At 70.4% G+C, this 11,120-nt stretch carries 7 protein-coding genes, 1 tRNA gene and 2 pseudogenes; 6 read left to right on the top strand and 4 right to left on the bottom strand.

From position 1 onward, the window contains the following. Nucleotides 1–332: 332 nt before the first annotated feature. The 5 genes from ACFWEP_RS24600 to ACFWEP_RS24580 all read left to right on the top strand — a co-directional run bounded on the left by ACFWEP_RS24600 (nucleotide 333) and on the right by ACFWEP_RS24580 (nucleotide 5,179). Nucleotides 333–1,706, top strand: coding sequence for a hypothetical protein (locus tag ACFWEP_RS24600; protein ID WP_387372940.1), 1,374 nt, complete (start codon nucleotides 333–335; stop codon nucleotides 1,704–1,706). A gap of 77 nt (nucleotides 1,707–1,783) precedes the next feature. Further along, nucleotides 1,784–1,856: transfer RNA gene (locus ACFWEP_RS24595), tRNA-Gln, on the top strand. Between the two features lie 236 nt (nucleotides 1,857–2,092). Next, nucleotides 2,093–2,221: a hypothetical protein gene (locus ACFWEP_RS24590; RefSeq protein WP_387372938.1), complete on the top strand. Its 129-nt coding sequence runs from the start codon at nucleotides 2,093–2,095 to the stop codon at nucleotides 2,219–2,221. A 419-nt stretch (nucleotides 2,222–2,640) separates the two neighbouring features. After that, nucleotides 2,641–4,236 (top strand): alkaline phosphatase D family protein, encoded by a 1,596-nt coding sequence (locus ACFWEP_RS24585; RefSeq protein ID WP_387372937.1) that lies wholly within the window; start codon nucleotides 2,641–2,643, stop codon nucleotides 4,234–4,236. 10 nt (nucleotides 4,237–4,246) lie between these two features. Then, nucleotides 4,247–5,179 carry a discoidin domain-containing protein gene (locus ACFWEP_RS24580; protein WP_387372936.1) on the top strand — a complete coding sequence of 311 codons (933 nt, stop codon included), beginning with the start codon at nucleotides 4,247–4,249 and terminating at the stop codon, nucleotides 5,177–5,179. 73 nt (nucleotides 5,180–5,252) lie between these two features. Here ACFWEP_RS24580 and ACFWEP_RS24575 read toward each other — a convergent pair whose 3' ends face one another. From ACFWEP_RS24575 to ACFWEP_RS24565, 3 genes and pseudogenes are all read right to left on the bottom strand, one after another. Then, the gene (locus ACFWEP_RS24575) at nucleotides 5,253–5,975 is read right to left on the bottom strand and encodes a DUF6250 domain-containing protein (protein WP_387372934.1); all 723 of its coding nucleotides are present in this window, start codon (nucleotides 5,973–5,975) and stop codon (nucleotides 5,253–5,255) included. Nucleotides 5,976–6,027: 52 nt separating this feature from the next. Further along, nucleotides 6,028–8,786: pseudogene (locus ACFWEP_RS24570) on the bottom strand (Tat pathway signal sequence domain protein). Between the two features lie 238 nt (nucleotides 8,787–9,024). Further along, a pseudogene (locus ACFWEP_RS24565) lies at nucleotides 9,025–9,394 on the bottom strand (winged helix-turn-helix transcriptional regulator). A 210-nt stretch (nucleotides 9,395–9,604) separates the two neighbouring features. Here ACFWEP_RS24565 and ACFWEP_RS24560 point away from each other — a divergent pair. Continuing rightward, nucleotides 9,605–9,955: a DoxX family protein gene (locus ACFWEP_RS24560; RefSeq protein ID WP_387372932.1), complete on the top strand. Its 351-nt coding sequence runs from the start codon at nucleotides 9,605–9,607 to the stop codon at nucleotides 9,953–9,955. An 88-nt stretch (nucleotides 9,956–10,043) separates the two neighbouring features. Here the strand turns inward: ACFWEP_RS24560 and ACFWEP_RS24555 are convergent. Then, nucleotides 10,044–11,120: MFS transporter (locus ACFWEP_RS24555; RefSeq protein ID WP_387372930.1), on the bottom strand; the 1,077-nt coding region annotated here is incomplete at its 5' end.

Here is an 11,120-nt window from a genome sequence, read left to right as displayed (position 1 = left end):
GAGCGGTACGAGGGAGCGGTACGGGGCGGCGGCCCCGGGCGCGGGGGGGGGGCCGCCCGCCTGTCGGAGCTGACGTCGCGCACCCGCCAGGAATCGCCGGAGAGCCTTTTCCGAGGAGTGCTTTTCCGGGCAGTGCCCATTGGTGCGGGGCACTTGGTCCGGAGCTGTCGTATTCCTGGGCGCGAGCACCGGCGAACAGCGAGGCAGCACGGAGTTCGAATTCCGGCTGTCGAGGGGTACGCACCGACCTGCGCTACCGGAGCCCGCTCCGTGACTTCGGCGTGCGGATAAGCAGTGGAGACCCCGGCCCCGGTGATGACAGCGTGAGACTCATGCCGTCGCCCTCGTTCGAACAGCTCCTCCGTGAACTGCACGCCTCGCTCACCCTCCGCAAGCGTCCGGAAGATACGGCCCGGCTCATTCAGGATCTGTACGCCGCCCGGGGAACCGACCTCGACCCAGCGACCGAGGCGGTACTCGCCAAGGCTGCTGAGCACTCGCTGCGCAACCTCTGGCACGGCTATACCTCCATGCGCGAGGAGTTCGCCCGTCCGGTGGGCGCACAGCGCCAACTCTCCCGGGCGGCCGACCTGTTCGTAAGCGTGCCGGACCTGCCGGACAGCGCCGGCGACGATCCGGCTCAGATCGAAGCGGTGATCCGGCGAGCGGGTGAGGAGATCGGCCGCTCGTACGGGCAGAACGATTTCGGCTTGGACCGCCTCGATCGGACCGACCGCACGGCGGCGGGCCTCGGAGAGATCTCCAAGCGCCAGTACAACAAGCGTTTCCGGCTGCTGCGCCGGATGGAAGCCAAACTGGCCCGGCTCGTCCACGAGCAGCGTCGACGCGAAGTGACCATCACCGGCAAGGGTGCCCTCGCTCACGTCCTGCCGTACGAGCTGTTCGCCACGGACCTGGACACGGCGGCCTTCATCGCCTACACCACGGCCCGCGGCTACATGCGCAGCGCCTTCACCAACGGTCGGCAGCGTCAGGTCCACGACGAGGTCGCCGGAGCTCTGTACCAACGCCTGAGGAATCATCCCGGGCGGACCTGTTGGTACGCGGTGGCGCATGTGCACCCCACGGTTGAAGTGCTGGCCCACATGTCCGACCGGGAACTCACCCAACTGCTGGTTCGGTGGAACGGCTTCCTGCGCCAGATCGCCGGCATGCTCGAGGACGCCTGGAACCGACATCCGCTGGAGCGCGACACGATGATCGTGCGCCGTGGCGACGACTCGTCGACGTGGAACCAGGCCGCACAGGCCTGGAACACGGCCCGGGCTCACTGGTTCGCGCTGCTGACCGAGCTCGGGCGGGACGAGATCCTGGATCGCATTTGTCCTGGCAAGGTGCCCCGCCTGATGGCGGCCGACGTGGCGTACTGGCACCGTATGAGCGGCGGCGGGCTGCACCCGGACACCTATGTCTGGGCGGACCTTCCTCTGCCCTGGGAGGTGCTCCGGGGTGCAAGGGAATGCCCGCGTTCGCTCGTCGAAGAAGTGTGCGCCCGGCATGGCGTGGACCCGATAGCCGGTGCCTGGACGGCCCCCAAGCCGACGGCCGAGGTCGTCGGCTTCCGACGGACACCCGAGCTGGTCCACGGAGTCGCCCTCGCCGACCCGCTCATGGCGAGCGCTCTCCGTTCGGCAGGAGTCTTCTCCGGCAAGGGAAAGCGTGCTGCCGCTCAGGAGTGGACGTGACCAGCGGCAGTCCCCGCGCCCGTCCGCCCCTGAAATCAGTTGACCCACACGGCACCCCGAACAATGATCGCGGTGGCGACGAGGAAGCTCTGCGGAGGAGCGCCCGGCTCTGATCCCGGGTGGACGCAGGTTCGAATCCTGCCCTCGTCGCCCACCCGCTCGTCTCCCGGACCCCAACCGCCGGAATCGACCGCGGCACCACCGATCCGACGATCATGGTCGAAGACCGTAAAGGTAGAGGCACGAGAAGGTAAGCCCCCTGTGAGGGGCAATCCTGACAGGCCGAAGGCGCCTGACGGGCCGCGTTCCCCCACAGCCTTCGCCACCGGAGTCCGTTCTGACGAATGATCCCTGCGAAGGTGTGGTGCAGCAATCGTCGGAGGGTCATGGGAATCGAGCTCGAACTGCACGCGGAGCGACCGCGCAAGGGTTCATCACGGGCGACGTTGCTTCGTGGCTCCTACGAACACGGCGAGGCCCTCGCGCGTGCGCTGAGCACACTCGACGACAACTGAGGCAAGTTGGGCTGGGCGGACTTCTCGGAGACACCCTGTTCCACGAGCAGGAAGCAGAAGTCGCCCGCCAGGTGATCAATCGTCAGACAGGCTTCGGCCGGGACGCTCGGTCCATGCGTCCGGAGAGGTCCGACGCGAGGCCGACGGTGCACGGAAGTGTCCCGTGCGTCCGGTACCGGACGGTCCCGTGGAACCGGGCAGAGATGACGGCGCGTCGGGTGCGTCCTTCGCCGGGGCGCACCGGCGCGTTCATATAGTTCACGAGGGCCGACGGTCCGCAGACCGGGGCTTGCCGGGGCGTTCCTCGGGGCGCGACCCGCCCCCGTGTCGAGTCCCTGACAATAAGGAGTCGGCTCATCGCCCGTCGACGGTCTCCCGGGAGACGCCCCGTGTTCACGGCGCCCGGTTGTGGTGGAGAGGTGACTTCCAGACTCGCTCCACCTCCGGCGCTCACGGCAGCCACACGCCGACGGTTCGTCACCGTCACCGCCGCCGCTGCCGCCCTCGCTCTCTCCGGTGCCCTGCCCAGTGCGGGTGAGGCCGCCGCCGCTCCAGCCGCCCGGCTCAAGGACGATCCCTTCACCCTGGGTGTCGCCTCGGGTGACCCGCTGCCCGACGGGGTAGTCCTGTGGACCCGGCTGGCTCCCGACCCCCTCGCCCCGTTCAGTGGAATGGACCGGCGGACCTACCCCGTGCAGTGGGAGGTAGCCTCCGACGAGCGGTTCCGCAGGATCGTACGGCGCGGCACGGCCCAGCTGACCCCGGAGTTCAACCACACCGCCCATGTCGACGTCCGCGGCCTTCAGCCGTGGCGCGAGTACTTCTACCGGTTCCGCTGCGGCGGGTTCATCAGTCCGGTGGGGCGTACGAAGACGGCACCCGCCGCCCATCAACTGCTGCCTCGCCTCTCCTTGGCCTTCGCTTCCTGCCAGGCCATCTGGGAGGGCTGGTTCACCGCCCATCGCGACCTCGCGGCGCGCCGCCACGACGTGGTGCTGTTCCTGGGGGACTACATCTACGAGTTCGGCATCGACCGGGGTGTGCGCCCGGGAGACGGTGACGAGCACAACACCCGCCAGACGGTGACCCTGGACGACTACCGGCAGCGGTACGCCTATTACAAGCTCGACCCTGATCTCCAGGCCGCCCACCACTCCGCCCCGTGGATCGTGGTCTTCGACGACCACGAGGTCGTCAACAACTGGGCGAACCTCGCCGCCGACGGCACCGGTCCGGACGACTTCCTGATCCGCCGGGCCAACGGGTTCCGGGCGTACTGGGAGAACATGCCGCTGCGCGCCCCGCAGTTCCCCGAGGGTCCTGACATGCAGTTGTACCGGCGGCTCTCCTACGGCCGCCTCGCCGAGTTCTCGATGCTCGACACCCGCCAGTACCGCGACGACCAGGCGAACGGGGACGGTACCAAGGCGCCGAACGCCGCGACCGCCGACCCGGCGCGTTCCATCCTCGGCTTCCCGCAGGAGCGCTGGCTGCTCGACGGGCTCAGCGGTTCGCGGGCCCGCTGGAACGTCCTCGGACACCAGACTGCCATCACCCTGCTCGATACGACGTACGGGCCGGACGTGGCCGTGCCGATGGACACCTGGGACGGGTACAGCGCCTCCCGCGACCGGCTGCTCGGCGGCATCTCGGACCGCGGGGTCCGCAACGTCGTCAGCCTCGCCGGCGACCTGCACCGCAGCGTCGCGAGCGATCTGGCGCTCGACTTCCACGACCCGGACTCCCGTGCGGTGGCGACCGAGTTCGTGGGCACGTCGATCACGTCCGGACTGGACGGGCAGGACCTCGACGCCACGGGGCAGGCGCTCCTCGCCGAGAACCCGCACATGAAGTTCGGCAACTTCCAGCGCGGTTACGTCAGTTGCGAGATCACCCCGGATCTCTGGCTGGCCGACCACCGTGTCTGCGACCGGGTCACCGTACCGGACGGCACGGTGAGCAGCCGGACCGTCCTGGCCGTCGAGGACGGCGTCCCCGCCGTCCAGCAGGCCTGAGGAGCGAGCCATGAAGACAGCTGTGAAGAGCGTCCGCACGGTCACCGCCGTCGCCCTCGTCGCCGTCACCGCGAGCACCCTCACCATGGGCGGCTCGGCCCACGAGGCCCGCGCCGACTCCCGGCCGGCTGCCGGGACACCGGCCACCGGGCGTCCCTCCGTCAAGTCGACCACGGACCCCGTGGTGCTCTCGGCCTCGCCGGCAAGCCTCACCGGGTCCGAACTACCCTGTCTGCCGACCAAGTTCAGCGTCTCGATGACCAACACCGGCACGACGTCCCTCTTCGCCGACGCGACACTGACCGCCGAGGCACCGATCACCCTCTCGGACCAGGTGTTCTCGACCTATCTGCCGGCCGCCGACCCCGACCGGCCGGTGACACGCTCGGTGGGGGTACGGGTGCCTCCGGGCACGCCGTCGGGCACCTACGACCTGACCGCGGTCTCGGGCAGGCAGCGCGTCGTGGTCCCGCTCACCGTCCAGGCCCCGCCCCTGCCAGGACCGGGCGTCGACCTGGCTTACGGCAGGAAGGTGACCGCTTCCTCGACCCACGGGAACTTCACGACCTGCGCCGCGGTGGACGGTGACAGCGACTACCTCCACTGGGGTTCCGGCTACGGCTGGAACGACGCCGACAAGGGGGTCTTCCCCGACTGGCTCGCGGTCGAGTGGCCCGAGCCGGTCGAGCTGGGACGGATCGAGACCGTCACGTACGGCACCCCGGCCCGCCCGGCGGCGCTCCAGGGCATCAAGAACTTCGACGTCCAGGTGCGTTCCGGCGGTGAGTGGCTGACCGTCGGGTCCTACCGGGGCAACACCCTCGACCGGATCGTCACCACTTTCGACCCGGTCACCGCGGACGCGGCCCGGGTGTTCGTCCACGCCTCCAACAGCGCCGACTACTCGCGGATCCTCGAAGTGGAGGCGTACGCGCCGGAGTAGGACGAAGACTGTCCCGCAAGGGTCCGGGGCGGGCGGGTACCGCCGCTCCGGACCCTCGTCGCCGAGAGGGCCGTCAGCGGGCCCGCCGCACCTCGAAGTCGCTGATCCGGAAGTGGCTCCAGGTCGTGCGGAAGGCGAAGTGGCCCGCCGTGTAGGGCTCCGGGTCCACGTAGTCGAAGACCAGCGTTCCGTTGTTCCACCAACGGACCGCCGAGCCGTCCGACTCGATGCGCACGTGGTTGGGCCGGTTCGGCGTGAGCAGCGGCTCGGTGTAGTCGTACACGAGCGGGCGCACTCCGGCCTCGCCGACGTAACGGCGCAGCCGGGTGGTCGTGTTGGAGTTGGCGCCGTAGCCCGCGTAGTAGGTGGTCAGCCGGTCGTAGTCGGCGAGGGTGCCGTCGCGGCGGGTGGCGAAGACGTCGCGCGGGGAGCGCGTGTCGGTGGCGTTCCAGAAGTTGTTGAGGTCGGAGACGCGGTCGTTGGCGCCGCCGGCCGAGACCGCCGTGGCGGTGTAGGTCAGCGCGTACGGACCGCTGAGGCGTCGGCGGAACCAGACGGTGGCACCGGCCGGGGTGTCGATGTCCAGGATGCCGCGGCGTGCGGTGACGCTGCCGCCGTTCTCCAGTTCGACGGTCCACTGGTCCAGGCCGTGTCGGAAGTCGTCGCGGGCCAGCAAGGCGCCCTCACGCCCCTTCGGCGCCGGGTCCCGGACACGGGCCTGGGCGGTGCCGGGCAGGGCGGCGGAGAGTGCGGTTCCGGCTGCCAGGGCGGCGAACGCCCTGCGGGTGGTGGTCATGGGAATGCTCCTCGCGGTGCTGGGGACGGGGCTGGACGTGGGCTGGGCCGGGTCAGGCGGAGGGAATACCGGCGCCGATCAGGGCCAGGTTCTGGATGGCCGCAAGGGCCCACTGCGCCGAGGAGTTGGTGGAGATCCAGGGGATCTCGTCGGTCTCGCGCAGCACGGCGGGGACGCGGACGGTCACCGGTTCCCATACGTTGGACGGGAAGTAGGTGTCCGAGCCGGTGAAGAACTCGTTCCAGGCCCTGGTGGCGAGCCGGCCGTCGCCGGTGCGTGCGGCGGCGTACGCGGTGAGGCGGGAGTGCGCGGCAGGCAGCGCGGACTTCCACGTGGATCCGGTGAGCGCGGTCTTCTCCGCCGTCGTCCCGTTGTAGTAGCGGGTGTAGTTCAGCCAGGCCTCGGCGAATTCGGGGATCTCGTCGCCGATCAGGGACACCAACTCGCTGTTGGTTTCGGCGAGCCCGAAGACGGCGTTGAGGTGCGAGACGCTGACGGCGGTGTCGGTGGTGACGGCGAACGCGCCGGTGTCGGCGTCCATCAGCCCGGCGCCGGTGAAGAAGCCGTTCGGCTGGGCCGCGATCGTGCGCAGGGAGTTGAGGAGTTTCCGCTTCGCCTGCTCGGCGCGCGGGCCGCGGCGCTCCCACTCGGTCAGCCAGCCCGCCGAGATCGCGCCCCAGTCGGTCCCGAAACCGATCGAGAGCGCGTGCCGGTCGCCTGGCTCGTACCCGTCGGTGCGTACCTTGCGCTGCGGATCGGTTTCGAGGAACGTCAGCTCCACGTCCACGAGTTCGCTCAGCAGGTCGCCGGTCCGCTCGTCGCCGGTGAGGAAGTACAGGAAGCGGCGGTTGGCGGCGGTGGAGATACGGGCCTGCTTCGCGCTGTCCGAGTAGTGCTGGACACCGTGGCGGGTTCCGAGCCCGGCCCACTTCCCGAGATGGTAGACGTCCACCTCGCCGGTGTGGCGGGTCATCGCCTCGGCGAACCGGAACGCCTCGGCGCTGCCGGTGCGCAGGAAGTGGTACCAGAGCCAGAGGTCCGTCCCCAGCTCTGAGTTGTCCCAGGCGTATCCCCCGATGTCGTACCGCCAGACGTGCCGGTCGTTGTCGTAGGTGTGCTGGACGTCGCCGTAGTCCCAGAACCCGTACCAGCGCTGCTGTTCGCGCTGGTCCCGGTAGTAGGCGAAGAGCTGGTCGAGGTGGTTCTCCAGGGTGGCGCGGGCGGGGTCGGTGCGGTCCACCGGTGCCCAGTCGCCGAAGACTCCCGCGGAGTGCAGGCGTTCGGGGGTCGCGGTGAGCAGCGGTGGTGCGGCGACCGCGGCGGCCTGGGCGGCGAGGGTTTCGGCGTCGGGGTGGAGGCGTTGGCCCAGAAGAAGAGTTCGCTGGTGCGGGCGATGCCGTAGGGCGTGCCGAAGCCGGGCTCGTAGTCCTCGTAGGTGATCTCCAGTCCGCCGTCGGACTGTTCCTCGTAGGTGTCTTGGCCGAGGCCGTCGTGGTAGAAGCGCAAGTCCAGGGGCTCGGCTTCGGGCGAGTAGAGCCACAGGGTGATGTCGGCGGCTTCGCTCTGCGCGTTCCTGATGTCCAGCTGGACGGGGTGGCGCTGCCAGAAGTCCCTGAGCCCGAAGGAGAGTCCGCCGCCGGTGGCTCCGCCGACGTAGCCGAGTCCGCCGGCGCGGGTGCCCGCTCCGGCGCGTATCCAGCCGTGGCCGGCGCTGGTCCGCTTGCGGACCTGGTAACCGTCGGCGGTCGGCTGGGTCAGCGTGTAGTCGCCCCATTGCGGGATGTACGCCAGCCGTTCGGCGACCCTGGTGTCCCAGGTGCCGACGTCCGGCGTCGCCTCCCCCGCGATCTGGGCGGCGCGCACGGCCGCCCCCGGATCGCGGCGCAGCCCGGTCACGCCCTGGACGGCCTCGCTGAGCAGGCCCCCGGCCGCGTCGGCCAGCCGGACGTGCCGGTTGTACGGGGCGTCGGAGAGCGGCACGGTGAAGCGCACCCCCAGGCCGCGGAGGAAGTCCCCCTCCTCTTCGGCGGGTTGCTGCTCCCCGTTCCAGACGAAGGTGTGCACGAGGCGGAACGAATCGGCTCCGGCGAAGAACGCGAACCGCAGGGTGAAGGGCAGCCAGCCCCGCTTGCCTCGCCGGTGCTCGCCCTCGACGCGGACCACTGCCCTGACCGGACCGTCCTGTTCCACCTCGATCATGGTGACGCGCCCGGCGAACTCCTCGTACGCCGCCCCGCCCCGCTCCTCGGCTTGGAGGCTGCCTTGCCGCAGGGCGACGAGCCTGCCGTCCTTCGCCGCGACCGTCGGCCCCCGGCGGATCTCCTCGACCACGTGGTCCGACCCCTTGGCGGCGAACCGTACGGTGAGCGCGCCGGTGTCCACCGTGACCCGGCCCCCACCGGAGCGCACGGTGACCCGCCGCTCGGCCTCGGCGGGCCGGCCCGCCGTCAAGGTGTAGGCTCCGGCGGTCTTCGCGCCGGGTGCGAGGGCGTGCGCCGTCCATTTCACCGAGCCGTCCGGCCAGTACCCGGTGACCCAGCTCTGCACGGGGACATCCGTGCCGTCGGCGGTACTGAGCCGGAACTTCTGCCGCTTGTCCGTCCATACGCCTCTGGCCCAGGGCACGCCCCAGGTCAGGCCGGTGTGAGCGGCGGGGGTCGCTCTCTCCAGCCAGTGCAGGTCGGCGTCGACGGCGCCCTCGCCGGGCGTGCCGGAGGCCCGGGCGCTGGTAGCGGCTCCCCAGGTGAGCGGGGACGCGGCCACAGCGAGAGCGGCGGACTTGAGCAGGGTGCGTCTGGCGGGGGTGGGCATCGAAGCCTCCGTGCGGATGCCCCGCGCCTCGCTCCTCCGAGCCGGCCGCAGGAGCGCCGAGTGATCGTTTCCGGTGATCACGTTGCCCCTGCGCACCTGGGGAAGTCGACGGGATCCGGGGTTCCGCCACGAAGATGCAATGCCCCGTACACAGGGCTCTGCGGATTGCCGCCGACGGGCCCGGTGGGACGCCGAGGAGCCGTCCCGGGATCAACCGCCTCCCGCGCGGGCGGTTCTTTCAGGCGTCCTTCACCTCAGCTGCCTCGCGGAAGCTGACGATCGCGCCGCCGTTGGATCTCGCCCATTCGGTCAGCTTCCCGATGGGCTCCTCAAGGGTGCGTCCGAGCTCGGTCAGGCCGTACTCCACGCGTGGAGGCGCTTCGGCGTACGCACGCCGCTCGACCGGACCGCTGTCCTCCAGCCGACGCAGTGTCTGCGTCAGTACCTTGCGCGGGACGCCTCCGATCAGTTCGACCAGCTCGCCGTGGCGCAGGGGCCGTCGCTCAGCGCGAAGAGAGCGTGACGACAGCCCATGTGCCGGCGATGGTCTCGATGGCCAGGCGGGCGGGGCAGTCCGCGGGAAGGACGGTTCCGGGACGGAGGCTCACGGGGTGAAGGGTACTTCCAGGTAACTGTCGGCTGTCTAACGTCGAAGAGGTGCAGCAGACCGCTCCGACGGTGGCGAAGCCGGATCCGGTTTCTCCCTCGCACCTTCCGCGTCCCGGAAGTCGCCGTCGGAGACGGATCCACGACGTCACGACGTCGTGGACGTGCCTGCGGCACGATCACTCCACCCGCCGAACGATCGAGGTCTCGTCATGTTCGTCACCCTTGCCGTCGTCGCCGCACTCATGACGGCGGTGCTCCTCGCTTCTGCCTGGGCCAAGTTCACCCGCCCGACGCGGCTGGTCGATCAGATGACCACGCTCGGCCTGCCCTACGGCATGTTGCCGTTTCTCGGGATCGTTCAAATAGCCGGTGCGGGTGGTCTCGTCGTCGGACTCTGGTGGGGTCCCCTCGGAATCGCCGCCGCCACGGGCCTGGCGCTGTACTTCGCCGGAGCTGTAGCCACCCACCTGCGCGTGAAGGACTTCAAGGGAACCCCTCCGGCGATCAGCCTCGCCGTCATCGCCGCCGTCCTCGTCGCGTTGCGGGTCGCCACCCTCTGATCACCCGCCGGCCGCCTGCCGGAGAGAGCGGGGCAGGGGCCGGGAGGATCAGGATGATCCGACCGGTCCCGACGCGCGCTTGCCTGGGTCACGCGTCCGAGCCGGCGCGCAGGACCGCGGAGAGCGTCCAGGCGGCGAGCAGTGCGACGCCCACGCCGAACGCGATGCCCGCGGTGCGCAGCCCGAACAGGTCGGCGGCGAGGCCCACTCCGACGACCGGCAGCGCGAGCGCCACGTACAGCACGGTGAAGTAGACGGAGGCCAGGTCGCCTCTGCGGTCGGTGGGGGCCACCGCGTTGATGCCGGCGAGGCCCGCGCGAAAGCTCATGCCCTGGCCCGCTCCGGCAGCGAGTCCGCCGGCGAGCAGGAGGCCGAACGACGCGGTGGCGAACCCTGTGGTGAGCAGGAGCATGCCGAGGATGAGTCCCGCGCACCCGACGGGAAGGGAGCGCGGGCCGAAGGCCGCTACCAGGACCACTTGTCCGACCCCCGAGGCGCAGAAGATCGCGCAGATCACCACCCCGGCCACGGTCGGGCTGGACACGTCGAGGAGCTCGCGCAGGAACGAGGGGACGACGGCGGTGAACAGACCGAGCACCGCGAATCCGGCGAAGCCCGCGATGGACGCCCGCAGGAAGACCCCGCGCATGTGCCGGGGGACCTGGGGCCGGGCGATTCGCGGACGTGGTCGGCGTGAGGTGACGGCGACGGGCTCGGGCATGACCCATACGGCTGCGAACGCGAGGACGAGCAGCCCGAGGTCGAGCGCGTAGGGCAGCCGCAGGGGTGCGGGCGCGTACTCGGCCAGCAGGCCGCCGATCAGGGGACCGCTGCCGAGGCCGCCCATCTGGGTGACCGTGGCCACCAGCGTGGCGCGCTCGGAACTCCGGGAACCCGCCAGGTCGACGATGGCCGCCGTCGCCGTGCCCGTGAAGAGTCCGGCCGACAGGCCGGAGAGCAGACGGGCGGGGAACAGCAGCGCCAGTTCGGACGCGGCGAGGAAGATCACCGAGCTGGCCATGGAGAGTGCGAGGCCGGGCAGGAGGGTGCGTCGCCGCCCGATCGCGTCCGACACGTGCCCGCAGCTGAGCAGCGCCACCACGACGCCGACCGCGTAGGTCGCGAAGACGAGAGTGATCATCAGCGTGGAGAAGCCGAACTCCTC

The sequence above is a fragment of the Streptomyces sp. NPDC060198 genome, assembly GCF_042728415.1.
In the GTDB taxonomy this organism is placed as follows: Bacteria; Actinomycetota; Actinomycetes; order Streptomycetales; family Streptomycetaceae; genus Streptomyces.
The sequence above is the reverse complement of the archived record's forward strand: the minus strand, read 5'-3'. Positions and strand labels throughout refer to the sequence as shown.